Annotated in this window: 17 protein-coding genes; 12 read left to right on the top strand and 5 right to left on the bottom strand. The window is 62.3% G+C overall.

Features of this window, described 5'->3' with window-relative positions:
* Positions 1–7 precede the first annotated feature (7 nt).
* The 4 genes from NXY83_RS13235 to secA all read left to right on the top strand — a co-directional run bounded on the left by NXY83_RS13235 (position 8) and on the right by secA (position 5,845).
* Positions 8–862: a ComF family protein gene (locus tag NXY83_RS13235; protein WP_258802671.1), complete on the top strand. Its 855-nt coding sequence runs from the start codon at positions 8–10 to the stop codon at positions 860–862.
* 178 nt (positions 863–1,040) lie between these two features.
* On the top strand, positions 1,041–1,766 hold the full coding sequence (hpf, locus tag NXY83_RS13230) for a ribosome hibernation-promoting factor, HPF/YfiA family (RefSeq protein ID WP_258802670.1): 726 nt from the start codon (positions 1,041–1,043) through the stop codon (positions 1,764–1,766).
* A gap of 29 nt (positions 1,767–1,795) precedes the next feature.
* Complete coding sequence (locus NXY83_RS13225; protein ID WP_258802669.1) at positions 1,796–3,007, top strand: winged helix-turn-helix domain-containing protein; 1,212 nt, start codon at positions 1,796–1,798, stop codon at positions 3,005–3,007.
* 99 nt (positions 3,008–3,106) lie between these two features.
* A complete protein-coding gene (gene secA, locus NXY83_RS13220; protein WP_258802668.1) occupies positions 3,107–5,845 on the top strand; it encodes a preprotein translocase subunit SecA in 2,739 nt (912 codons plus the stop codon).
* A gap of 89 nt (positions 5,846–5,934) precedes the next feature.
* On the opposite strand, the gene NXY83_RS13215 is transcribed toward secA, so the two are convergent.
* Positions 5,935–6,441 (bottom strand): Rv3235 family protein, encoded by a 507-nt coding sequence (locus NXY83_RS13215; RefSeq protein ID WP_258802667.1) that lies wholly within the window; start codon positions 6,439–6,441, stop codon positions 5,935–5,937.
* 61 nt (positions 6,442–6,502) lie between these two features.
* Complete coding sequence (locus NXY83_RS13210) at positions 6,503–7,471, bottom strand: LysM peptidoglycan-binding domain-containing protein (RefSeq protein WP_258802666.1); 969 nt, start codon at positions 7,469–7,471, stop codon at positions 6,503–6,505.
* Between the two features lie 140 nt (positions 7,472–7,611).
* Here NXY83_RS13210 and NXY83_RS13205 point away from each other — a divergent pair, with 140 nt between their 5' ends.
* Positions 7,612–8,184: a hypothetical protein gene (locus tag NXY83_RS13205; protein WP_258802665.1), complete on the top strand. Its 573-nt coding sequence runs from the start codon at positions 7,612–7,614 to the stop codon at positions 8,182–8,184.
* Between the two features lie 43 nt (positions 8,185–8,227).
* Here the strand turns inward: NXY83_RS13205 and NXY83_RS13200 are convergent, their stop codons facing one another.
* Positions 8,228–8,443, bottom strand: coding sequence for a helix-turn-helix domain-containing protein (locus NXY83_RS13200; protein WP_138132165.1), 216 nt, complete (start codon positions 8,441–8,443; stop codon positions 8,228–8,230).
* Positions 8,444–8,596: 153 nt separating this feature from the next.
* On the opposite strand from NXY83_RS13200, the gene NXY83_RS13195 reads away from it, so the two are divergent.
* The 4 genes from NXY83_RS13195 to NXY83_RS13180 are packed head-to-tail and all read left to right on the top strand — an operon-like array spanning position 8,597 to position 16,951.
* Entirely contained in the window at positions 8,597–9,241 is a 645-nt protein-coding gene (locus tag NXY83_RS13195) for a hypothetical protein (RefSeq protein ID WP_258802664.1), read from the top strand.
* Positions 9,238–10,545, top strand: a complete 1,308-nt coding sequence (locus NXY83_RS13190) for an AAA family ATPase (RefSeq protein ID WP_258802663.1) — start codon at positions 9,238–9,240, stop codon at positions 10,543–10,545. Before NXY83_RS13195 ends, NXY83_RS13190 begins: the two co-directional genes overlap by 4 nt.
* Before the next feature lie 57 nt (positions 10,546–10,602).
* Positions 10,603–15,456, top strand: coding sequence for an NAD-glutamate dehydrogenase (locus tag NXY83_RS13185; RefSeq protein WP_258802662.1), 4,854 nt, complete (start codon positions 10,603–10,605; stop codon positions 15,454–15,456).
* Between the two features lie 28 nt (positions 15,457–15,484).
* Positions 15,485–16,951, top strand: coding sequence for a sensor histidine kinase (locus NXY83_RS13180; RefSeq protein ID WP_258802661.1), 1,467 nt, complete (start codon positions 15,485–15,487; stop codon positions 16,949–16,951).
* A 109-nt stretch (positions 16,952–17,060) separates the two neighbouring features.
* On the opposite strand, the gene NXY83_RS13175 is transcribed toward NXY83_RS13180, so the two are convergent.
* The gene (locus NXY83_RS13175; RefSeq protein WP_015937605.1) at positions 17,061–17,309 is read right to left on the bottom strand and encodes a WhiB family transcriptional regulator; all 249 of its coding nucleotides are present in this window, start codon (positions 17,307–17,309) and stop codon (positions 17,061–17,063) included.
* A 348-nt stretch (positions 17,310–17,657) separates the two neighbouring features.
* Between NXY83_RS13175 and NXY83_RS13170 the strand changes: the two genes are divergently transcribed.
* A complete protein-coding gene (locus tag NXY83_RS13170) occupies positions 17,658–18,029 on the top strand; it encodes a hypothetical protein (protein ID WP_397427213.1) in 372 nt (123 codons plus the stop codon).
* 45 nt (positions 18,030–18,074) lie between these two features.
* Here the strand turns inward: NXY83_RS13170 and NXY83_RS13165 are convergent, their stop codons facing one another.
* A complete protein-coding gene (locus NXY83_RS13165) occupies positions 18,075–21,911 on the bottom strand; it encodes an FtsK/SpoIIIE domain-containing protein (protein ID WP_258802659.1) in 3,837 nt (1,278 codons plus the stop codon).
* 488 nt (positions 21,912–22,399) lie between these two features.
* Between NXY83_RS13165 and glf the strand changes: the two genes are divergently transcribed.
* Positions 22,400–23,587: a UDP-galactopyranose mutase gene (gene glf / locus NXY83_RS13160; protein WP_258802658.1), complete on the top strand. Its 1,188-nt coding sequence runs from the start codon at positions 22,400–22,402 to the stop codon at positions 23,585–23,587.
* Positions 23,584–25,605 carry a glycosyltransferase gene (locus NXY83_RS13155; protein ID WP_258802657.1) on the top strand — a complete coding sequence of 674 codons (2,022 nt, stop codon included), beginning with the start codon at positions 23,584–23,586 and terminating at the stop codon, positions 25,603–25,605. Before glf ends, NXY83_RS13155 begins: the two co-directional genes overlap by 4 nt.
* The last annotated feature ends 8 nt before the right edge of the window (positions 25,606–25,613 follow it).

Raw genomic sequence — 25,613 nt, 5'->3', positions numbered from 1 at the left:
TTAAGGGATGACAGTTTGCTCCGACCCGGACCTTTTCCCGTCTGCATCCCGGGCTGCCCGTCACCGCTCTGACCACCACAGCAAACTGCTGAGGTTGTCCGAGGAAGTAACGCGTGCCGTTGCCGACCTCCTGGCCTTGGTGGTGCCAGTGGATTGTGTGTGTTGCGGGGCCGAAGACCGCGCGCTCTGCAACGCCTGTGAGCGCCACATCCGCCGTCTCACCAGGCAGCCCTTCAGAGCGGAGAGCGGAGCCCCGGCACTGATGGATATCCGTGGACCGGTTTTATTGCCAGTAGCAGCAGCCGGCGTCTATCGGGAAGAACTGGCGCAGGCACTGCTCTCATTCAAGCGGCATGGCCAGCATCAGCTCAAGAACAGCCTTGGCCGGGCACTCGCGGGTGCCGTCCGGGCGGCAGTGGGGGACGGGCAGGCAACCCTGCTCGTCCCTGTTCCCACCAGCTCCGCGGCGTATGTCAGTCGGGGTTTCAGCCCCGTTCACCTGCTCCTGGCGGAGGCGTCGCGCCAGCTGCCATCGGTTGGCGTGGCGAACGTACTGGTAAAGACGGGAAATGCAGGCCTGCGGTTGCCGGGCGGACAAAAGGGCCTCGACCGGGGCGCCCGCGCAAAGCGGGTCCGGGGCTCTATGGCGGTCCGGTGCCGGGACCGGGCAAGGGTGGCAGGACACCGCTGCATCATCATCGATGATGTCCTCACCACAGGCGCCACGCTGGCGGAAGCAGCCCGCGCATTGCACCACGCGGATGCCATTGTCACGGGTGCTGTGGTCCTGGCGGCGACACGCCCGCCGGATGCTGCCGGCGCTGCCGCTGCTTCCCCCGTGGACCAGCGGAAGCAGGCATGACTTACAAAAAAATAAACCAAGAAAAGATGAATAACGGATGGCTATGAACTAACGTCGGTGGTGGGTACCAAGAACAGAATGTACCTTTCGATGGCGGCTCGGAGAGGGGCTCGACTGTCAGGCAGCTCGGCCCAGGGAAGCGCCGCCGTCGTGTCACCGAAGTCATTTGGAGGGCACCATGGAGTTTATGATCAGCGGACGAAATCTGACAGTTTCAGACCGGTTCCGTGAATATGCCGGGGAGAAGATTTCAAAAATCGAATCGCTTGGAGATAAAGTCCAGCGCGTCGATGCCAAGGTCTCCAAGGAGACCAATGCCCGGCAGACCGGCGATCAGTTGACCGTTGAGGTGACAGTACTTGGCCGTGGGCCTGTGATCCGTGCCGAAGCCAGCGCTGCCGACAAGTTCGCTGCATTCGACCTTGCCTACAACAAACTGCTTGAGCGTCTCCGCCGCGCCAAGGACCGCAAGAAGGTCCACCACGGGCGGCACACTCCGAAGGCGGTCCGTGAGGCGACCGCAGCGCTCGAACCGGCCAGTACCCACGAGCCGCTGTACCTCGAGGCGAGCCACCGGAATGAAGTTGCGGCCGCCCCCGCTGACAAGTCCCCTTACGATGTTGACAACGACATCCCCGCCGGGAATTCTCCCGTTTTGATCCGTCGCAAAGTCTTCCCGGCTGCGTCCATCTCCCTCGACGATGCCGTAGACAACATGGAGCTCGTCGGCCACGATTTCTACCTTTTTGTGGACAAGGCCACCAATACGCCGTCGGTTGTATACCGGCGCCGCGGCTGGACATACGGCGTCATCACGCTGGACCACGAATGCGAGCCCGGAGACACCGTGGTGGAAGAAAAGATCCTTGCCTACCGCTCGGATGACGCCGCCGCCAACGCCTAGGGCGCAAACCGCCCCCAGAGAGGACTGATGTGTCAGCATCGCTGAGCCTGGACCAGGCACGGCGGATCGCATTGGCAGCACAGGGACTCAACAAAGGACGGCCCGCCGGCCCCGTAACTTCACGGACGGTGGGCCGTACCTTTGCCCAAATCCAGCTGGTCCAGATCGATTCAGTTAATGTCCTCTCGCGCAGCCACTACCTTCCCTTCTTCTCCCGACTGGGCAACTACGACCGGGCCATCCTGCAGCGGATGTCCAGCAACCATCCCCGCAGGATGGTGGAGTATTGGGCCCACGAGGCAAGCTACATCAGGCCCGAGCATTACCAGGACCTGGTCCTCTGGCAGAAAAGGGCATGGGTTGGCGCCGCGCGAATGGATCCCGTCCTACGGAACGCCGTCTCGAACAAAGTACTGGAGACGCTCGCACGAAGCCGCCCGATGACAGCCTCCGAAATCACCGCCAAAATCGGTCACGTTGAGGAAAGACAGAGCGTGAACTGGGGCTGGAACTGGAACTCGGTGAAACGGGTCCTGGAGCACCTCTTTGAGGAGGGCCTTGTCTCGGCTGCTTCCAGGACCGACCAGTTCGAGCGCAAGTACGCGCTGACCGAAAGAGTGCTGCCGCATGTCACTGCCGGGACCGGCAGCATCGATCCTGCGGAGGCACTGCAGCGGCTGACGGAGGCAGCAGCACATGCCCACGGTATAGGGAGCGTGAGGTGCTTTGCCGACTATTTCCGGACGCCGGTCAAAGCAACCGCCCAGTCCGTGGAGTACCTGGTGCGTCAGGGCAGGTTGGAGCCGGTGACCGTGGCCGGCTGGGGAAGGGAGGTCTACCGCCACGCTGAAGCTGTCCTGCCGAGGCGGGCCATGGGGCGAGCCTTACTTAGCCCGTTCGACTCCCTGGTTTTCGAACGACGCAGGCTTGAGGAACTGTTCGGCTTCCACTACAGGATTGAGATTTACACGCCGGAGCCCAAAAGGCGCTACGGCTACTATGTCCTTCCGTTCCTCCTCGGCGACCGGATCGTTGCAAGAGTGGACCTGAAGGCTGACCGCACGGCCGGGAGGCTGCTGGCGAGGTCAGCGTTTGGTGAGCCGGATGCTCCGCCTGACACCGCCGTCGAACTCGCCGCGGAACTGTTCCTCATGGCTGAATGGCTGGGACTGCAGGAGGTGGAGGTTCAACCGGTCGGTGACCTTGCGGCGGGCCTCGCACGGGCCGTCGCCCGCGGATAGGACTGGATCCGCTCTCAGGGAAACAGGTACCTGCCCGTTGTCTCTCCCGTAGACTAAAAACGCCAGAATTCGGCGGCATGAGACTGGGAGCATCTTCACGTGGCAACACTTATCGAAAAACTACTCCGTACGGGTGACAAAAAAACTCTGCGGCAACTGCGGAACTATGCCGACTCCATCAATGCGCTCGAAGACTCGTTTAAGACCTTCACCGACGCTGAGCTCCGCGAGGAAACTGACCGGCTTCGCGAACGCCACCAGGACGGCGAAAAGCTGGATGACCTCCTCCCGGAGGCCTTCGCGGCCGTACGGGAAGCCTCCTCGCGAACCTTGGGGATGCGGCACTTCGACGTCCAGTTGATGGGCGGCGCGGCCTTGCACCTGGGCAACATCGCAGAAATGAAGACCGGTGAAGGCAAGACCCTGGTGGCGACCGCTCCTGCCTACCTGAACGCCCTCACCGGCAAGGGTGTCCACGTGGTCACCGTGAACGACTACCTCGCCGAATACCAGTCTGACCTGATGGGACGCGTCTACCGCTTCCTGGGCCTGACCAGCGGATGCATCCTGTCCAACCAGGACCCGTCCGTCCGGCGCCAGCAATACGCGTCCGACATCACGTACGGAACCAACAACGAGTTCGGTTTCGACTATCTCCGCGACAACATGGCATGGGACAAGAACGAGCTCGTCCAGCGCGGACACAACTTTGCCATTGTGGATGAGGTGGACTCGATCCTTATCGACGAGGCCCGCACGCCCCTCATCATTTCCGGTCCCGCACAGGGGGACACCAACCGCTGGTACAGCGAATTCGCCAAGGTGGTTCTCCGGCTGCAGCCCGGAAATGACTACGAAGTCGACGAGAAGAAGCGGACCGTGGGCGTCCTGGAGAGCGGCATCGAAAAGGTCGAGGACTACCTCGGCATCCAGAACCTGTACGAATCCGCAAACACTCCGCTCATCGGGTTCCTCAACAACGCCATCAAGGCCAAAGAACTGTTCAAACGGGACAAGGACTACGTCATCCTCGATGGCGAAGTCCTGATCGTCGACGAACACACCGGCCGCATCCTGGCCGGCCGGCGCTACAACGAGGGCATGCACCAGGCGATCGAGGCCAAAGAAGGCGTCGAGATCAAGGCCGAGAACCAGACACTGGCCACCGTGACGCTGCAGAACTACTTCCGCATGTACGACAAGCTCTCGGGCATGACCGGTACCGCCGAAACCGAGGCTGCCGAATTCATGAGCACGTACAAACTCGGCGTGGTGGCCATTCCCACCAACCGCGACATGCAGCGGATTGACCAGGCGGACCTGGTGTTCAAGAACGAAACCGTTAAGTTCGATGCCGTTGTCCGCGACATTGCCGAACGGCACGAGAAGGGCCAGCCGGTCCTCGTGGGCACCACCAGCGTTGAGAAAAGCGAATACCTCTCGCGCCTCCTTGCCAAGGAGGGCGTCCGGCATGAGGTGCTGAACGCCAAGAACCATGCACGGGAAGCAGCCATCGTTGCACAGGCTGGCCGGAAGGGCGCCGTCACCGTGGCAACCAACATGGCCGGCCGTGGTACCGACATTATGCTGGGCGGCAACGCGGAATTTACGGCCGTCGCAGATCTTGCAAAACGGGGGCTGGATCCGGAGGAAAACTCCGAGGAATACGAGTCCGCCTGGCCGGGCGCCCTCGACGCTGCCAAGCAGTCGGTCAAGGACGAGCATGAGGAAGTCCTGAACCTGGGAGGCCTTTACGTCCTCGGCACCGAACGGCACGAATCCCGCCGGATCGACAACCAGCTGCGCGGCCGCTCCGGCCGACAGGGCGACCCCGGTGAGTCCCGCTTCTACCTCTCCCTGACCGATGACCTCATGCGTCTTTTCAACTCAGGTGCCGCCGAACGCCTGATGAACAGCTCGGTCCCTGATGATGTCGCCCTGGAATCCAAGCTCGTGTCCCGGGCCATCGCCTCAGCACAGGGGCAGGTGGAAGGCCGGAACGCCGAGCAGCGCAAGAACGTGCTTAAGTACGACGACGTCCTGAACCGCCAGCGCGAGGCCATCTACAGCGACAGGCGGCGAATCCTCGAAGGCGACGACCTGCACGAGAAGGTGCAGTTCTTCGTGGAGGACACCATTACCGCTCTGATCGATGACGCGACCGCCGAAGGTAACGGCGATGATTGGGACTTCAACCAGCTCTGGACCAACCTGAAGACCCTGTACCCCGTGAGCGTCACCGCTGAGGACATCATCGAAGAGGCCGGCGGCAAATCCCGGTTGACTGTCGAATTCCTCAAGGAGGAACTGCTGTCTGACGCCCGACTGGTTTACCAGGCCCGGGAGGAAGCCATCGGTTCAGAGAGCATGCGGGAACTGGAGCGGCGCGTGGTGCTGTCTGTCATAGGACGCAAGTGGCAGGAACACCTCTACGAGATGGACTACCTCAAGGAAGGAATTGGGCTGCGTGCCATGGCGCAGCGTGATCCGCTCGTGGAGTACCAGCGTGAGGGCTTCACCCTGTTCCAAAGCATGATGGAGGCCATCCGCGAGGAAAGCGTGGGATTCCTGTTCAACCTGGAGGTGGAAGTCACTCCTGCCCAGGACGTAGTGGTAGCGGACGCTGCCGGCGGCCATACGGAGCACGTGGAGCCCCAGGTCCGGGCGGCCGGCCTGGAAGCACCGGAGAGGCCTGCCCAGCTTCAGTACACGGCGCCAAGCGAAAGTGGCGGAACCCAGACCCGGGTGGAGACCCGGCAGTCAGGCCGTTCGGGAAACCCGGCAAAGGCGGCAGCCCAGGATGCGGCCAAGCGTCCTGCCAAGAAGAAGCGGCGCTGACGGCGACGGGTACAGCTTAGGCTGCCACCCAGCAATGAAAGAGAGCAGGGCCGGGATGCAGTTCCCGGCCCTGACTTTTTTCCTGCTCGTCACCCGATGACAAGTTCAGTCACCCTCCAGACCAGTTTGCTGCGCTCGAGCCGGACAGCGACGGCACGTGCACGGACATCGTCCACGACTACTGCACTGGCCTCATAGATGCCTTCTGCCACCTCGCAGACGCGGACTGAGCGGACGATGGAGTTCCGGTGCAGCCGTGCCAGGGCAGGGTTTCCCGTTCGGGTAAGTTCCCGCCTGATCAAGGACGCGCGGTGCTGCAGGTTCGCCAGGCACCGTGGATCGAGCCGCCGTGCCAGCTGGTGGATAGGCCGAATCCCGGCCAGTACCTCCATGGAAGCTTGAATTGTGCCGCGGGTGATGGCCCGCACTTCAGCCGTTTCGTCCGCAGGCCGAAGAGTTGGTGGGTTCGCGGGGCTGTAGATGCCGGCCCGGCCTCGGTCCACCGCCGGTTTACCTGCCCTGACCCCCTCCCGTGCCGTTTGGCGCTCGTTGGCGTTGCGTTCCCGGACAGACCGGATGGGCGTGACTGCGGGCATCAATTTCCCCTTTGGTTGGTTTGCAGCCGGCAGGACGTCCGCCAGGAGCATCGGTGGATGGTTACGCGGTTGGAGGCGGCAGCAGGACTTGTCCCGGGAGAAGTACGTCCGGGTTCTGGCCGATCAGGGCTTTGTTGGCCTCGTACCATCGCGGCCACTCGAGTGCGATGTCCACGTCCGACGCTTGGGGCCCCAGATGGTGTGCCACGATGTCCCACAGGCTGTCCCCGGCAAGGACAGCCACAAACCCGGGTTGCCGGCCGGTCTCCTGATGGAGGCTGGATTGACTGCGGACGGGAGGTGCGGCCAACAATCCGGGCTCCACTACCGGCGCCGACGGCTGCCAGCCCGGATGAATTGTTGACCGCGGAGCCGGCCGGGCTGCAGGGAGCTTGTCGGATACGGGAAGTCCGTCTACAGGGGCCGGTTCAAGGCGCGATGCGTGGTCCGCCGGTATCTGTTCCAGCGGGTCCCCCGTTACGGGTGTAAGCTCCAGGGCCCCACCGTTGAGGCCCTCAGGGGAAGAGGCTTCCATAATCGGGTTGTCAGGCTCAGAGGTCTCGTGTTCCTGGGTTGCGGGGACGGCTGGCTCATTTCCTGTTGCGGCAGGCGCGGAGGTCTCCTGCCCGCCGGTCGGCGACCACTGCGGACCCGGTACTGGGCCTGCTGCCTGTGCGGCCGGACCGGACAGCAGTTGGACGGAAACAGCGGCAACCACCAGGCGCCGCATGAAGGCTGGAGACATTCTGCGGGTCACGGCGGCCGCCCTGGCGTTACCATGCTTCTCCAGCAGCAGACCGGCGGCGGCACACATTAGGGAGATGATCCACCAAAGGAGAAGACCTGCCCCGGCCGTGGCTGCGGCGGCCCCCAGCAGGTCCTCCACCCTGAACGTCTGGTTCCGGGCGGCCGTGTTCTGCCATTGGCCCACAAGTCCTGCTCCGATCAGGGAAAGCAGGAAACCCAGCAGCAGCAAACCTCCCGCGACTATGGCATCAGTTCTGATTCCGCTCTCACCATTGTTTGCCATTAGAACCTCGTTGATGCCGTTTGATGTCGTTTGTGTATGTCTTTCCTAGTTTGCTCCTGCTTGCTTCGTTTTGTCCAGAGACTGGAGAGAAGGAATATCTGCTGTTGACCGGGCAGCGGGCGGGATCTTACGCTTGCCGAATGCGCTGGGATTCACTCTTCAACGACATGGAAAGCCAGCTCGCTGAAGCGGACCGGCTCTCGCTCGATGCGGAAATCAGCGAGCGAACAAGAATCGAAATGGTGAACATCGAGTTGGCCGACAGGCTGCGCGCGGCGCTCGGCTGCCGCCTGGATGTCATCCTTGTGTGTGGCGAATCAGTCCGGGGGACGCTGTCCCATGCCGGTGCGGACGCACTGGTGCTTGACGAGGATCAGCACCAGATCCTCGTTCCATATGCGGCGGCAGCGCGCTATGTCGGCCTGGGCCGGCTGTCGCTTGCCGAGGTGTCGGCGGTGCGACGTGCGATTGGGCTCGCCCACTCCTTGCGCGGCCTCGCGAGGAACCGGACGGAGCTGACAGTTACCTTGGGGACGGCCGCCGGCAGCTTCCGCCTGGAAGGCGTCATCGACAGGGTAGGAAAGGATTACATAGATCTGGCTGCCGTTATCCCGGGTGAGGCTCGACGCAGCCACCTGGTCAGCCAGGTTTCAACTATCCCGTTCGCGGCACTGGCCGCGGTCAGGTCACGGCGGCCCAGCGACGACCTTTAGCAGCGAGGCTCAAGGCTGAACTATCCGGCAGGCCGGTGTGTGGTCAGACGGACTTGGACTTGGACTCCTGGATCATCCGGCTTGCCTCGGCATACCGTTCCTGGATGTACTGCTCCAGCATTTTCTCTTCGACCCGCCACTGGCCCCTTCCGCCGACCTGGATAGCCTTCAATTCGCCGCTTCGCACCAGGGCGTATGCGGCAGGAGAATTGATCTGGAGCTGCTCGGCGACGTCCGCGAGTGTGAGAAACCTGGGCATGTATTCATTTTGCCACCAGATGAGCAGGTTTGCCGTTGTTATCCACAGATTAGGCTCGTTTGCTCCAATGACTTTTGTTCCTGCCCCCATGCCGCAACAATAAGTTGTCCGGTCACAGTGGGCACGCCGGCGCAAAATAGGGGGAGAAACGCCATGGTTCCTGATTCGTCTGCCGGGGTGGCACGTCTGAAGCGCCCATCCTGGAGGGATCCCCGGCTGCTGATGGGCGTTCTCCTGGTCCTGGTGTCCGTAGCCGGAGTGATCTTCCTCGTCAGCAGTGCAGACAGGACCACGGAAGTTTATGCGGCACGCGACGGCATCGGCGTGGGGGAAGCGCTGACCCCCGAGAATGTGGTCAGAGCGAAGGTGCGCCTGGGTGAAGCAGAGCAACATTACATTCCCGTGGAGTCCGGCCTGCCCGAAGGCGTAGTGGCCGTGCAGCGGATCGGCAAGGACCATCTTGTTCCCCGGGGGAGTCTTGGTGAGGTGGACAAGCTGGACCGCAAACCAGTCGCGCTGACCATTGACGAGACGCTTCCGTCACAGGCGGTAGAGGGCGCGAGGGTGGACGTTTGGGTTGCACAGCCCGATGCCAAGAACGGGTTCAGCGAACCAAAGCTTTTGCTTCCGGGCGCCGAAATCTCTGAGGTAACGGCTGGTTCCACTGCTTTAGGGTCCACCAAAACAACTGTCCTGATGGTCCTGGTGGAGGACAGTCGGATGCCCGCTTTGCTCGGCGCGCAGGCGAATAAGGCCAAGATTTCGGTTGTCTGGAACCCGGGTGGCGGCGCCCGATGAACATTCCGGTAATCACCGTGGGTCAAAGCCGGGAGGATCTGGTCGGCGGACTTGAACGGCTGCATGGACCGGTTACCGTGGTCAGGAGGTGCGCCGAGCTTCCGGAGCTTCTCGCCGCGTGCCAAAGCGGACTTGCGCGTGCCGCCGTGGTGGCGAAAGGCTCCGAGGGACTGACGGCCTCTTTGGTGGACAGGCTGGGAGCAGTGGGAGTGGCCATCATCGCGTTGACTGATAACGCCGATGAAGCGGGCCGTCTGCGGAAGATCGGCGTCTCCTCCGCACTGACCGGAGTCGAATCTGCAGAATTGTCCGACCGCATCGCCGACGCGGTGAACCAATTGACGGGGGCAGGCCCTCAACCGGTCACGCGGAGCTCACCGGCTGATACCGGCGCCGCCCTTAAGTCGTTCCCCGCTGAACCCCCGGCCGCTCCTGACGGACCCGGCGCGGGAAGGATTATTGCGGTTTGGGGTCCCGTGGGATCCCCGGGACGTACCATGCTTGCGGCCAATATTGCCGGCGAACTGGCTGCTGAAGGAAAGCAGGTCATCCTCGTTGACGCCGACAGTTATGGTGCCAGCATGGCCGCGGTGCTGGGTTTGCTGGACGAATCGGCAGGTTTGGCGCAGGCGTGCCGGCTGGCGGACCAGGGAACCCTGGACGGTGCCGCCCTCCAGAAAATTGCGGCTTCTGTTGCCACGGCGTCGGGGACCTTTAAAGTGCTTACCGGCATTACCCGCGCTGACCGCTGGACTGAGCTCCGGGCGCCCGCCCTTGCACTGGTCCTGCAGCGGGCCCGGCAAATTGCTGACGTCGTCGTCGTTGATACGGGCTTCTGCCTTGAGGCAGATGAAGAACTGAGCTTCGACACGATGGCCCCCCGCCGGAATGCCTCCGCCCTGCGCCCGCTTGAGCTTGCCGATACGATATACGCCGTCGGCGCCGCCGATCCCGTAGGAGTGCCGCGACTTGTGCGGGGTCTTGCGGAACTGGAGGCGGCAGTGCCCCAGGCGTCCCCCATCGTGGTGATGAACAAGGTTCGTGCTTCGTCCGTCGGCAGGGGCCCGGAACGGCAGTTGCGGGACGCCTGGGAAAGATATGGTCCCGCCTTCGGGCTCAAGGCCTTCCTGCCCCATGACGCGGTGGCCGCGGACGCCGCCCTGTTGGCCGGCTCGCTGCTGCTTGAGGCCGCCCCCGATTCAGCCCTCCGCCTCGCGGTCCGCGAGCTTGTTTGTGCATCCGTCCAGCAAAAAGCAAAATCCTCTGTCTTTTCTTCCACAGCAGGGCGCCGGGCAAAGGACTAGGCTCGCCATAAGAGCTGCAACGGAGCGGCAAATATCTTGTGATGGAGGCGTGTGTCGATGTCGTCTGGATCCAGCGTGGAGGATCAGCCCCTTTCGATTGAAGGCCTTGAAGGCTTTATCGGGGACTACTACCAGCATCTGGCCGAGGAGGATGCCCGGAGCTACCCCCGGGAAGTACTCGTGGCCCGGGCGTCCAGCCACCGTGAGGTTGCAAGCGTGCGGCGCCCCGGCCAGGCGCAAATAGCCATCGTGGATGAGGAAGACAGCAGCGTGGTCTTCGTCGTCACGGACGACATGCCGTTCCTGGTCGATTCCGTCAATGCGGAGCTTGTCCGCCAGCATGCTGCCATCAAGCTGGTGGTTCACCCGCTGTTCGTAGCCACGCGCAACAGGGAAAGCGGCGAACTGGTCAAGGTGAACAGGGTCCCCGCGCACCTGGGGATCTCAAGTGGTGATACGGCCGCCATGCCCAGCCTGTCCCACCTCATCGCGCAGGGTGAGCACGCCTCGCACATGGAGTCCTGGATCGCCGTCGAAATTAACCGCGTATCCGAAGAAGCCAAAGCCTCCCTGCTTGAAGGACTTACGCGCGTCCTCAATGATGTCCGTGCAGCCGTTGAGGATTGGCCTAAAATGCGCCAAAAGGCCCGGCAGATCTCCGAAAGCCTGGACCAGGTGGCCAACCCGGCCCAGATCGCGGAGTTGCGGCAGGCGAAGGACCTCCTGCGCTGGCTTGACGACGGCAATTTCACCTTCCTGGGGTACCGCGAGTACGACCTGGTGACGGTGGACGGCGAGGACGTCCTTGAGCTCCGCGAGGACAGCGGGCTGGGCCTTTTGCGGACGGCCGCCGACTCGCCGCATATTCAGCACCTGACCGACACCGGCCGGAAGAAGGCACGGGAAAAGAGGGCCCTGATTATCACCAAGGCCAACTCCCGTTCCACCGTTCACCGGTCGGCATACCTTGACTACATTGGGGTCAAGAGCTTTGACGGGGCCGGGAATGTCAACGGGGAGCGCCGCTTTATTGGACTCTTTGCCACCAGCGCCTACACCGGCTCCGTCCGGAACATCCCGATTGTTCGCGAAAAGGTCGACGCTGTACTCCGGAGTGCCGGTTTTCCGCCGGATTCGCACTCGGGCAAGGACCTGCTGGGAATCCTCGAAACCTACCCCCGGGACGAACTCTTCCAGATCGAAGTCCCGGATTTGGCTGCCACCGCCCTGGGGATCCAGAAACTGCAGGAGCGCCGCCGTACCCGACTGTTCCTGCGTCCTGACATTTACGGACGGTTTATGTCCGCCGTCGTCTACCTTCCACGTGACCGATACACCACCAATGTCCGGCTTCGCATTGAGCAGGAACTCCGCGAGACGTTCCAGGCCGTGTCCATCGATTACGAGGCGCGCATGACGGAGTCGGCACTTGCCCGGCTCTTCTTCCGCATCCGCCTGCCAAAGAACGCTGACGTCAGCCACGTCAACACTGAGGAGCTTGAGAAGCGGCTCGTGCGGGCTGCCCGCTCCTGGAGCGAAGGCATCGTCGAGGTCCTGCGGGAGGGGCAGGACCCCGCAGAAGCCAAGGAACTTGCTGCTATCTGGGCAGAAGCGTTCCCGGCGAGCTACCGGGTGGACTACGAAGTGGAAGATGCCTTGGAGGACATCGCACGCTTCGAGAAGTACGGGGCGGCCGCAGAGCGGGCGGTGGGCGCACGCCAGGAGCGGCCAGGTGTCCACGTCTACCTCCCGGAAGGAGCCGGCGCAACGCTCGAGGAAGACGCCCGCGTCAAGCTCTACATGCTGGAACCCAAAAGTCTCAGCCAGATTCTTCCCTACTTCCATAACCTGGGGCTTGAGGTCCTGGACGAGCGGCCTTTCGAGATTGAGACAGCGGACCGCCGTGACTTCTTCCTCTACGACCTGGGCCTGAAGTACCCCGCCGGAGTTGACCCGTTGTCCACCGGCGAACTGCTCGCTGACTCCTTCGGAGCGGCGGTCACCGGAGCCGCTGAGTCGGACGCGTTCGACCGGCTGGTCCTGCGGGAGGGTTTGCAGTGGCGGCAGATCACCGTGCTTCGGGCCTACGCGCGCTACATGCGCCAGATGGGCAATACCAATTCCTTTGGCTTTATGGCGGACACCCTGCTGGCAAACGCAGACGTCACCAGGGGCTTGAGCGCACTCTTCGCCGTCCGTTTCGATCCTGCCCTGAGCGACGACGAGCGGTTGGACGCCCAGGAGTCCGTGCGCCAGGAGTTGGCCGCTTCCATTGAGAAGGTTGCAACGCTCGACGCCGACAGGGTCCTGCGCACCTTCGTCAACCTGATCGAAGCGACGCTCCGGACCAACTACTACCAGAACAAGCCCCACCTGAGCTTCAAGCTCGATCCGGCCCGGATCGAAGGCTTGCCCTTCCCGCGTCCCATGTTCGAGATCTGGGTTTACTCGCCCCGGGTCGAGGGCGTCCACCTTCGTTTCGGCAAGGTGGCCCGTGGCGGACTGCGCTGGTCGGACCGCCGGGAGGATTTCCGCACGGAAGTCCTCGGCCTCGTCAAGGCACAGACCGTCAAGAACGCGGTCATCGTGCCAACCGGAGCGAAGGGAGGTTTCTTCGCGAAACGGCTGCCGGATCCCGCCGTCGACCGCTCTGCCTGGATGGCGGAAGGGGTCGAGAGCTACAAGACGTTTATCCGGGGTCTGCTTGACCTGACCGACAACCTCGTGACGGAAGGCGACAGCGAACGGCTGGTCCCGCCGTCGAACCTCGTCAGGCACGACGACGACGATTCCTACCTGGTGGTCGCTGCCGACAAGGGAACTGCGACATTCTCCGACATCGCCAACGGCCTGGCCGCTGAATACGGATTCTGGCTGGGCGATGCGTTTGCGTCAGGCGGCTCCGTCGGTTATGACCACAAGGCGATGGGCATCACTGCCCGGGGCGCCTGGGAATCCGTGAAGCGCCACTTCAGCGAACTCGACCTGGACACGCAAACCCAGCCGTTCACCGTGGTTGGCGTGGGGGATATGTCCGGCGACGTCTTCGGCAACGGCATGCTGCTCTCACGGCACATCCGCCTCCTTGCGGCCTTCGACCACCGCCACATCTTCCTGGACCCCAACCCGGATGAGGAGACCTCGTTTGTCGAGCGGCAGAGGCTGTTTGAGCTGCCGCGGTCTTCCTGGGATGACTACGACAAATCACTTATCAGTGAAGGCGGCGGGGTCTTTCCCCGGCAAGTCAAGTCGATCCCGGTCTCCCCGCAGGTCCGCGCCGCACTGGGGCTTCCCGCCGATACTACGGAACTCAGCCCGCCGGAGCTCTTGCGGGCAATTCTCCTCGCCCCGGCGGATCTGCTCTACAACGGCGGAATCGGGACCTACGTCAAGGCCAGCACCGAGTCCAACGCCTCAGTGGGGGACAAGGCCAATGATGCCATCCGCGTTGACGGCAAGGATCTGCGCGTGAAGGTGGTGGGTGAAGGCGGAAACCTTGGTATGACACAACGCGGCCGTATTGAAGCTGCGCTTCAGGGGGTCATCCTCAACACCGACGCCATCGACAACTCCGCCGGCGTCGACTGCTCGGACCACGAAGTCAACATCAAAATCTTCGTGGACCGGATGGTCGCTGCCGGGAAGCTTTCGACGGAAGAACGCGCTGGATTCCTTGCTTCAATGACTGACGAAGTGGGTCGGCTGGTGCTGGAAGACAACATTGACCAGAACATCCTGCTGCTGAACGACCGGACAAAGGTAGCCGAGTGGAGCCCCAGCTATGAGCGGCTGATGGACCGGCTGGAAAAGTCGGCCGACCTGAACCGGGATCTTGAAGCCCTGCCCACTACTGAAGTGTTGCGGGAACGGCTGCAGCAGGGGCAGGGTTTGACCTCGCCCGAGCTTTCGGTGCTGGCCGCCTACGCCAAGATCGAGCTGACGTCCGCGCTGCGGGACAGCAACCTCGCCGATGACCCCTGGTTCAGGAAGACCTTGCGGGCCTACTTCCCGCAGCAGTTGCGCGAGCGCTTTGACGCTGAACTGGACACCCACCCCCTGCGGCGCGAGATTATCGCCACGGTATTGGCGAACGACATGATCAACCTTGGCGGAATCACCTTCGCTTTCCGGGTCATGGAAGAAACGTCGGCCAGTGAGGTTGCTGTAGCCAAGGCCTTTGTGGCACTGCGGGAGATCTACGAGCTGGACGCCATGGTGGGGGAGCTGAACAGCCTGCCGGCATCGTTCCCGACGGAGCACTGGAGTACTGTACACCTCGATATGAGGCGCCTGCTTGACCGCGCAGTCCGCTGGCTTCTCACCCAGGGCACCGTTTCACGGCCGATCGCTGATGTTGTCTCCGAGTTCAAGCCCCTGGTGGACCCCATGCGCGCCAGACTGCTGGACTACCTGCGCGGCGACGACAGGGCACGCGTGGCCGGTTGGCTGGAACAGTCACGCGAATGGGAACTTCCGGAAGGACTCGCCCTGCGCTGGGCAGAACTCTTCGAGAGCTTCGTCCTGCTGGACATCGCGAAGATCGCCCGGATCCGGAAGGATCCGGTGGAGGAGATAGCCGCCGTTTACTACACCGTCTTCAACCGCTTCCACGCCGACTCCCTCCTGGAGCGCATCAGCAGCCTGCCCCGACAGGACCGGTGGCAGGCGTTGGCCAGGGCAGCGCTCCGCGACGACCTGTATTCCACTGTTGCGGACATGACGACGGCGGTGCTTGAGTCGACCGCTGCGTCTGATTCCCCGGAGGCCCGGCTGAAGGACTGGGAGGGCCAGAATGCGGAGCAGTTGGGCCGGGCGAAGAGCATGTTCGACGAGGTCAACGCGCTTGAGACCGACGATATGGCGTCGCTGTCGGTAGCATTGAGGCTCTTGAGGTCAATCGTCCGACGCTAGCAAGCAATGCGTCGCAATTGGAGGTGCAGTGGCAATCTTTACGGACCCCATCAGGGAACACGCTGATTTCGGGCCGGGTGATGCCGAGTGGCTGCATTTGTTGGTGGGGGACTGGCAGATGGTCGCGGACCTCGCGTTCGCCGACCTGGCGCTGTGGTTCCCCCACCCTGACCACGGGTATGTCGCGCTGGCGCACGTCAGGCCTTCCACCACGCACACGGTTTTCCACGGGGACTTCGTGGGCGAGGGCATCAGGTCGGACCTGCAGCCGCTCGTGGACAAGGCCTGGAACAGCCGCTCCATTGAGCGTTCCAGTGAGACCAACTGGAGCAGCGATATGGCCCTCCGCGTCGAGGCTGTACCCATGGTCCGCAACGGCAGGACTCTTGCCGTGGTCACGACGCACATGGACTTGTCCAGTTCCCGTATGCCGTCCCGTCTCGAGCTGACGTACCGCCAGTGCGCCTATGACCTCTTGCGTATGGGGACGCTCGGATTGTGGCCGGACTTTGCCTCGCCCACCGGGTCCCGCCGCGGCGCGCCGCGTGTGGGGGACGGGCTGATACGGCTCGACGCCGAGGGAATAGTGCAGTACGCGAGCCCCAACGGAGTGTCGGCTTTCAGGCGCCTGGGTGACGGGGAATCCCTGGAAGGCCGGTCACTGGCCGAGGTTACCGCCAGCCTGTTGAAGGACCGGCGCATGGTGGATGAGACGTTGCCCTTGGTGGTCACCGGCCGCATGCCGTGGCGCAGTGAGATCGAATCACGGGGCGTCAGCCTCTCACTGCGGGCCATTCCGCTCCGGGACGAGCAGCAGCGCTTTGGTGCGCTTGTCCTTTGCCGCGACGTTTCGGAGTTGAGGCGGCGGGAAATGGAGCTTGTCACCAAGGATGCGACCATCCGCGAAATCCACCACCGGGTTAAAAACAACCTCCAGACCGTTGCCGCGCTGCTCCGGATGCAGTCCCGCCGCATGGTCAGCGAGGAAGCAAAGCAGGGTCTGGAACAGGCGATGCGACGGGTTGCCACCATTGCGCTGGTCCATGAAACCCTGTCCCAGGGGTTGACGCAGAGCGTCGATTTTGACGAGCTGATCGGCCGCCAGTTCAGGCTTTCGGCAGAGGTTGCCTCACCCTCCCAGCAGGTCAGGACTGAAAGGTCGGGAACGTTCGGGGAACTGCCCAGCGACTTGGCCACGCCGTTGGCACTGGTCATTAACGAACTGGTGACCAACGCTGTGGAACATGGTCTCGAGGGCAGGGCGGGAACGGTGTGGCTTATTGCTGACCGGTCTGAGGGCGACGACGGCGAGGAACTCACTGTGACGATTGCTGACGACGGTGTGGGGCTGCCCGATACGCCTCACGTTGAAGGGCTTGGCCTGCAGATCGTCCGGACCCTGGTGACCAGTGAACTGGGCGGGACCATTCAGTGGCAACCACGGGAGGGGGGCGGCACGGCCGTGCAGATCCTCCTGAGTTTGGCCGGCAAGTAGCCCGTCTGCTGCCTTGATCCCCTGCCCGGCTCGTCACTGAGCCGGGCAGGGTTAAAAGTCTCCGGCCGCAACCTTGTGGGTTGCGGCCGGAGACTTTTGCTTTAGGCGATCAGGATGCGCGGCGTGCGCGGGCTGCCCGACGCTTCAGGGCGCGGCGCTCGTCTTCGCTCATTCCGCCCCAGACACCGGCGTCCTGGCCCGACTCAAGTGCCCACTGCAGGCAGGTGTCCACTACTGGGCACCGGCGGCAGACGCTCTTGGCTTCCTCGATCTGCAAGAGGGCTGGCCCTGTGTTTCCGACGGGAAAGAACAGTTCCGGGTCCTTCTCGAGGCACGCTGCGCGGTTACGCCAATCCATGCTGATCAGTTGCTCCATTTCTGGGAAGTGCTATTTGTGAAATTATTCACTAGTAGCTACAAAGGAAAAGGGCCCGGCAGGGCCCCCTTGGTCATCTGAATCAAGCCTGTCATGTTAACGCCATGTAAACAAGGGGTAATAACGCCTGTTATACCCGGAACGCTGAGCGATACATCACACTGGCGGCACTGGCCCTCACCAATGTCCGACTATGTCCGGTAGGGTGCCAGTGTGTCAAGACCCCCGGTAAACCCCTCAGAGTCCCCATCATCTTCGGAAGGGCCCCAGCCGGGGCCGGGCAACAATGCGGGGGCAGGGGCCGTTGTGCCGCCGCCCGCAGCAGCCGTTGTGGCCTTAATTGTTGCGGCCGAGGCCACCGCCCTCCTGGCTGCAGCCGGCTGGTATGGCTATCAACTGGTGGCAGGAAGTCCCGTCCTGTCCTTTTGGGGGGCTGTTTTTACGCTCGGGCTCCTGCTCGCGTTCGCGGTTTGGCTTTACGCGGTAGCTGTATTTCTCTACAGGGGATATCGCTGGACCCGGGCGGCCGCGCTCGTGGCGCAGTTGTTCGTTTTAACCATCGGGTTTCCTACCCTGAGCGCCGGACTTGTAATCCCTGGATTGGCGATGCTTCTGCCGGCAGTTACCGCCATCGTGCTCCTGTTCCACAGCAAGGTGATCAGCTATGCCAATCGCACGGGAAGTCCTCCACCCACACTGTGAGGGACTTAAGCCGCTGTCGGCCCTGGCGATCCGGACCGCCCTGCGTCAGTTGCCCGCAACCCAGCCCACCTGGATGGGGCAGGACCGCCCACCGGTAATGAGAACTCCCCTCCCGGGAGTTGGAACCGGCTCGACCTCGAACCGCACCCCGAAAACGTCCCCGTCCGAGACGGATCGCGGGGACAACAGCAGTCCCGTCGCGGCGGCGCGTGAGGACATAACCAGCGGGATGCGCTGAAGGAGCAGGGGACTGTAGCCCGCCGCCAGGACAATAGGCTGACCCAAGGCCTGCAGTTCGGAAAGGCTGTGCATCGCCGCGGGGGACAGGAAGTCGGCGTCATCAGCCAGCAATACTGTTCCTTTGGGCAACTGACCGGCAAGTGCCTGTGACAGCAGCCCCTTCCAGAAGTCATCTTCGTTGATCCCGGCGTCGGGGCAAAGCCAGTGGTGCGCCGGATTCAGTGCCTGCAGCGCCCGCAGGACGTTGGTCTTCCCACTGCCGGGGCCTCCAAGGACCGCGACCACGCCTCCTGACGGAAAGCGGAAGGAGGCGGGCGACAACTCGTCACCCCCGACTCCGATGAGCATGTTTTGTGGCGGAGGTCCTGACGTGACATTGCCTGGTACATCGGAAACAGGCGGGGGTGCCACCATGGAACGGATTTCGGCTGCCGTAACACGCGACGGCAGCGCTTCCACCCGGAAGGGACGGGGCGCCGGGCTCTCAGCCGGGCCGTCTACAGGGTCACTGTGCCAGGAGCTGTCGGAAGCGATCCGGTACAACTGACACACCGCCGCACTGCCGCCCGAAAGGGGACCGAACACCACGGCCCTTCCCTTCACTGCCGCAGTGGAGGGCATTCGGGGCCATGCCACCCGGTTTTCATGGTTGGAGCCGGCAGGGAAGTAGAGGCGGTTCGGCAGCGCACCGCAGAACCTGGCGCTGACCAGTTCCCGATCACCGGAAATCAGGACAGTAATCCCGGCCCGGGCGCCGTCCCGGACAAGATTTTGCACGAGGTCTTCGGCCCAAGCCAGAGGACGGGACCTGAAAGCCGAGACCCAGGAACCCCATCCCGAAATCACCACAAGGAGAGGAACGGGGTGGTCGTCCCGTTGACTGAGCCGCCGGGCCAACTCAAGGTGCAGGCGTTCAAGGACCCGCACGGCGCGCCGAAGGTCGTGAAGGCCGGTGTGGGCCCCTACCCGGACGTGGGAAGTCAGGTAGTGAAAAGTTCCTGCGCCGTCCAGGAAGTAGCAGTGTGTTTCGGTTTGATGAACAAGCACGTGGCGCACAGTCAGCTCCAATGCTTCGCCCGCGCCCGAGGTGGGAGCGCCGATCAAGGCTAAGTGGCTGTCCTGGGCTGGTTTCCATTCGAGCGGCTGAACTTTTTGTCTCTCCGGCAGGTCCATCAGCCCAAGAGTGATGGCCAATTTTCCATCCTGAGCAGCAGGCGCAGCAGTGGAAGGGGCGTCCCGCCGGGGCTCCTGCACATCCTGCGGCAGGGGAGGGGCAACCGGCACCCTTGGAGATTCCCCATTCATCGCGGCCCAAAGATCATGGATCAACGTCACCACTGAACCTGCGGCCTCCGCTGGCGTCCGGGGTTCCATGTCCGCCCCGGCGGCGGTGCCGGGCGCGAGGTAGTCGGTGGCGAGTTGGACGGTGATGGCGGCATTCAGGCTGCTCTCCATAGGTGTTAGGCCTGTCGTTGCTGCCTGGAATTCCTGGGCCCGTTCCGTTCCCCGGGCCAGGAAAGCCCGTCCCGGGGCATCGATGCTGATCGCTGCCGCCTCTTTGGAGCCGATGATGTCGACGGACTCCATGTCGGACTGCACCCGCAGTGCGATGCTGGAGGTGACATTGGCCCTGATATCCGCGGTTAGCGCACCCTGTGGCCTCTGGGTAGCCATAACCAGATGGATGCCGAGGGACCGGCCGATGGACGCTATGCGCATCAGTTCCCGAAGTACTTCGGGCGCATCATCAACGAGCATCCGGAATTCGTCGATGATGATGACCAAATGGGGGATTACCAGGTGCTCGGAAGCAGGCGTTGACCTGTAGGCGGCAAGGTCCGGCACCCGAGCCGACGCGAGGGCTTCTTCCCGGAATCGAATTTCAGCACGAAGCGAGGTGAGTGTGCGCTCCAGTTCGTAGCTGGCCAGGTCCGTTAACAGCCCCACGCAATGGACCAGGCCTTGGAGGGGGCCAAGTCCCGAGCCGCCCTTGAAATCCACGAAGAGGAAACTCACCCTGTCCGGTGGATGGCTAAGGGCCAGCGCCAAAGCGAGGCTGCGGAGCAGCTCCGACTTGCCGGAGCCGGTGGTGCCGGCCACCAGGAGGTGGGGACCGTCGGCTTGCAAATCCAGGACCCTTGCCCCACCGCGCCCGAGTCCCAAAGGAGCCGCAAGGCCGGCGCTTTTGATGCTCAAAGCCCAGCGGGCAGCCGTTTGAGCGGCAGAGTGCGGCAGCACATCATCCAACAGGCAGGTGGAAGGTATTGACCGTTCCTCGTTGTCCTGCCGTCGAGGGGAGGCGGCTAGGTGTCGGCAAAATTTGTTGAAGACCTCCTCCGGTGCGAGATCCGGTACAAAGACTACGTCGCCGGTCGGTCGCCGCAGCGTCGTTCCGCGCTCAAGGAGTTCCACGTCAACGCCCCGTTTTCCGGCCCACGCGGGGAGGAATTCAAGGACGTGCCACCCACGCTCCAGTGCATCATCGGCAAGGGCCTTGGTTCTGTCCTCGTCCGTCGTGTCGGTGATCAGGAGGACACCCTGCCGGCCACCGGCACTCGCCCCCTCTGCCATGATGCGCCGGCAGGCATCTGCCGATGCTGTGACGGCCACACCCGGAAGATACCGTGCGCTCAACAGGAGCCGCCCCGCTTGCCCATGAATGATGAGGCGCAAGGTGCGGCACCGGGGATAAACCACCAGCTGCATGATAATTGCCCTGATCATTCCATCCACCAGGGTTGATGTTCCTTGGAAGGCCCATCGGGGACGTGAAAGGTCAAGGACTACCGGAACTATTCCAGCTGAGGGAGTTTCCCAGCCTGTGCCAACAGGCTCGAGCCTCACGTTGGCGGGCTGTTCCGCCTGGCCGAGCCGCAACCACGCATCAGTCTCGTTATAAGGGATGACTGGTATGTTCTGCATCCGCTCCGCAGCCAACACCAATGTGGCGAGCGATGGCCCGGATGCCCGGCGACGCTGAGTGTCCTGGTCAACGGCCGCACTGACTGCTGCAACTGTCTCCCGCCGTTGGCGCCTGCCCGAAATGACGGGAACCAGGAGAGCCAGGGCGGAGGCAGCAGCAAAAGCCAGAAACATCCACATACCGGTGAAGACGGCGAGTCCGATGCCGATGACCAACGGAAGGCCAGCGGTGGCGACGAGGATTGTCCGACTGCCGGACTCCGGCCGGCCCTGTACAAGGATGGGTTCCTGGACGGATGTTCCGGCGTCGGACAGTGCCTTTTCCGGCTTATCGGTGAATACCATGGACATGGTTGAGTTTCCACATCGGATCATTGATCCCGTGGAGACGGCAGCGTTCCGGATTCTTTGGCCATCCACGTAAGTGCCATTCTCACTGTCCAGATCAATGATGATGATCTTCGTTTCGGTGACAACAAGACGCGCGTGCTGCCGGGACAACTCTGCGTCCGGGATGACTATCCCGGCGTTGCTTCTGCCAATGGTGTAGGTGCCGCGGCGCAGGGATACCACTGTTCCGGCGCCCGCACCGCTGTGAACGGCGAGGGCAATCGGAGCAGCCGGTTCCTGGGACGGGCGGCGCCGCTGCTTTCGTCGCACCGGCACGCCGCCGTCGATGAGAACGGCGCCCGTAACCAGCGGCGGAGAGCCGAACCGCACGGATCGCAGGTCCTCCCCATCGACAGTGACTGTCCCCGTTCCGAACTTCTGTGTGAGCTGACAGCAAATGTCGGCCCCCGCTGCGCCGTCGGGAGCATCGATCGATAACTCAAGTGGCTGCCCCTTCAGACGTGACTCCGGGCCGCCCACTAATGTGCAGTGCAGTGTCATAAGTGCAAATCCTTTATGCCTTTGAATACACGCTAGACAGCCGTACCGGTTCCCATCCCCTTCCCCACCGCCTATGTGGACAACTTCCATTCGCACGTTCCGCTGCCTCTGCCGCCGAAGACACCGACCGGATGGCGCCGTTTGTCAACGAACAGGAGCTCTATACGACGAATGTGGGCGTGGCTCTACGAAACGTGAACCATGCGTATGGGAGTGCCGGCCGCGGCTGATTCGACGGGCGCTGCGCTCGCTCGGGTAGGCTAGAACAGCAGACAATGCGCACCATTGCGCTGCCCGCATTCAAACCAGGAGATTTTGTGACCGCTGACCTCGTCATTGTAGGGTCTGGCTTTTTTGGCCTGACAATCGCAGAACAGGCCGCTACCGAGCTCGGCTTGAAGGTCGTCGTCATCGACCGCCGCCACCACATTGGTGGCAATGCCTACAGCGAAAAAGAAGAGCAGACCGGCATCGAGGTGCACCGCTATGGTGCACATCTGTTCCATACGTCCAACGAGCGCGTGTGGGAGTACGTCAACCGGTTCACCACGTTCACCAACTACGTTCACAAGGTCTACGGCGTGCACAAGGGCGAGGTCTACTCCCTGCCCATCAACCTCGCCACCATCAACCAGTTCTTCCGCGCCAACCTCACGCCAGGCCAGGCGCGGGAGCTCATTCAGGAGCAGGCCGGGGAGCTTGCCGGAACCGATCCCCAGAACCTGAATGACAAGGGAATCCAGCTTATTGGCCGGCCCCTGTATGAAGCTTTCATCAAGCACTACACCGGCAAGCAGTGGCAGACGGATCCCAAGGACCTGCCCGCCGGCATCATTTCGCGGCTGCCGGTTCGCTACAACTACGACAACCGGTACTTCAATGACAAGTACGAGGGCCTGCCCACCAACGGTTACACAGCGTGGATCGAGAAGATGGCAGAACACCCGAACATCGAAGTGCGGCTGAACACCGACTTCTTCGACGAGTCGCACGAGTACAGCAAGAACAAGGTTGTGGGCAAGATTCCTGTCGTGTACACCGGGCCGGTTGACCGCTACTTCGACTACGCCGAGGGCGACCTCTCCTGGCGCACCATTGATTTTGAGGAAGAAGTACTCGATATCGAGGACTTCCAGGGCACTTCAGTTGTAAATTACAACGACGGCGACGTCCCGTACACCCGGGTCATCGAGCCCCGCCACTTCCACCCCGAGCGCGACTACCAGACGGAAAAGACCGTCATCATGCGCGAATTCTCACGCTTTGCCGAGAAGGGCGACGAGCCGTACTACCCCGTCAACACTTCCGCAGACAGGGAGCGCCTACTCAAGTACCGCGATCTCGCGGCGTCCGAGAAGAACGTTCTGTTTGGCGGACGGTTGGGAACCTATAAGTACCTCGACATGCACATGGCCATAGGCGCTGCTCTGAGCATGTTCGACAACAAGATCCGGCCGCATTATGAAAGCGGCGACAAGCTGGAAAGCGGAGGCGTGGACGCATGAATGGAGCGCCGGGCTGGGCGACACTTCAGCGGGTAATTTTCCCCCCGGAGTCCGGGGTGGACACGATGTCCCTCTACGCTGACGCCGGCCCGGCAACGGGCGTTCGCTTCAAGGAAAGCGACGAATACGCCCGGAATCCTAAACCAGCCGAGGAAAAGCTGCATCTTGTAGGCTCTAGCCAGCGCGAGGTGCATTTCGATGACTTGCTCTCCCGCCACTCCATCAGGGTGCGATCAGGTGAGCAGCTTTCACTTGGAACCTACTTCAACGCCTTTCCAGCAAGTTATTGGCGCCGTTGGACCCACCTCAGGGATATTCGGCTGGTTGTTGAGACTTCGGGGCACGGCTCTGTGGCCGTTTACAAGTCGAATGCCCGCGGCACCCTACAGCGCGTTGACGGTGCACGTGTTGACGGCGAGGCTTCGACAGAATTCCAGTTATCTATTAAGCCGTTCGGTGATGGCGGCTGGTATTGGTTCGATCTCGCGTCCAGCCGCGGGGACCTTGTCCTGAAGGAGGCCCGATGGGAGGGGCCCCCGCCGCTGCGCACCGGGGAGACGGCGACCATCCAGATAACGACTATGGATAAGCCTGACTTCTGCCTCGCAAATGTCCGTACGCTGGCTAACCATCCCGAGGCTCTTGACCTTGCCCGGGAAGTCATTATCGTCGATCAAGGCTCTCAGAAGGTGGCCGATCACCCTGCTTTTCCGGAAGTAGCGGCACTACTGGGCTCTAAGCTGCGCATCATCAACCAGCCGAACCTCGGAGGCTCCGGAGGATTCGCCCGGGGAATGTACGAAGCCGTCGAGAACTCCAGCGATTACGTTCTCCTGCTGGACGATGACGTGGTCATGGAGCCGGAAAGCATCATGCGGATGTTGGCCTTCTCCGGACGATGCAAAAACCCGACGATCGTCGGCGGACACATGTTCGATCTCTACAGCAGAAGCACCTTGTATTCGATGGGTGAAACCATTGATGCCCGAAGGTTTTCCCCGAGCCAGCCCCACCAGGACATGCAGATGCGCCACGATTTTGGCGTATCCAATCTGCGGCAGACACCTTGGCTTCACAGGCGATTTGATGTGGACTACAACGGGTGGTGGATGTGCATGATACCCACCTCTGTCATCCGCGATATTGGCCTTCCCCTGCCGCTGTTCATCAAGTGGGATGACTCAGAATACGGACTGCGGGCGCGGGCAGCCGGTGTCCGCACAGTGTCCCTCCCCGGCGCCGCACTCTGGCACATCTCCTGGATCGATAAGGACGACCTTGTGGGGTGGCAAGCATATTTCCACAACCGCAACCGGCTCATCACTGCGCTTTTGCACAGCCCTCACCCGAAGGGTGGTGACGTTCTTCGGGAGTCGTTCCAGGAAGACGTCAAGCACCTTGTATCCCTCCAGTACTTCACTGCACACAACCGTCTGGCAGCCAGGGACGACCTCTTGACAGGCCCGGGACATCTTCACCCTTCGCTGCGGACCAAGCTTGGCTCAATCAACGAGCTCCGCAAGTCCTATTCTGATGCGCAAATGCGCGAAGATGTGGATGAGTTTCCTGCCCCCGCCATTGGTGCTGGCCTTTCGACGACGGCAGACAGCGGGATGCCCGCCAAAAAGGACATGGTTAAGTGGGGCCTGGTCACAGTCGCCCGGCAATTGCTGAAGCAGCCTGCCAGGGAGACACTGGAACGTCCCCAGGCCTACCTTGCTCACCTCGACAACCGATGGTTCCGCATCGCGCACTACGACTCCGTGGTTGTCTCCAACGCCGAGGGTACAGCGGCATCCTGGTACAAGCGTGATCCCCGTAAGCTAAAGGCCTTGCTTAAGCAGTCAGCCATGCAGCACGCCAGGCTGTACAGGAACTGGGATTCCTTGGTTGAGGACTACCGGTCAGCTGTCGCGGATCTCGTGTCAATGGAGGCTTGGCGCAGTACTTTCGAGGAAGGTGCCCCGGGGCAGAGCCATGTGCATGGCTCTGCCGCCGGCAGCGACGCAATTTCCTAATGATCCCT

Source organism: Pseudarthrobacter sp. NS4 (assembly GCF_024758005.1).
GTDB lineage: Bacteria > Actinomycetota > Actinomycetes > Actinomycetales > Micrococcaceae > Arthrobacter.
Note: the sequence above shows the minus strand (reverse complement) of the source record. Positions and strands in the feature narration are given on the sequence as shown.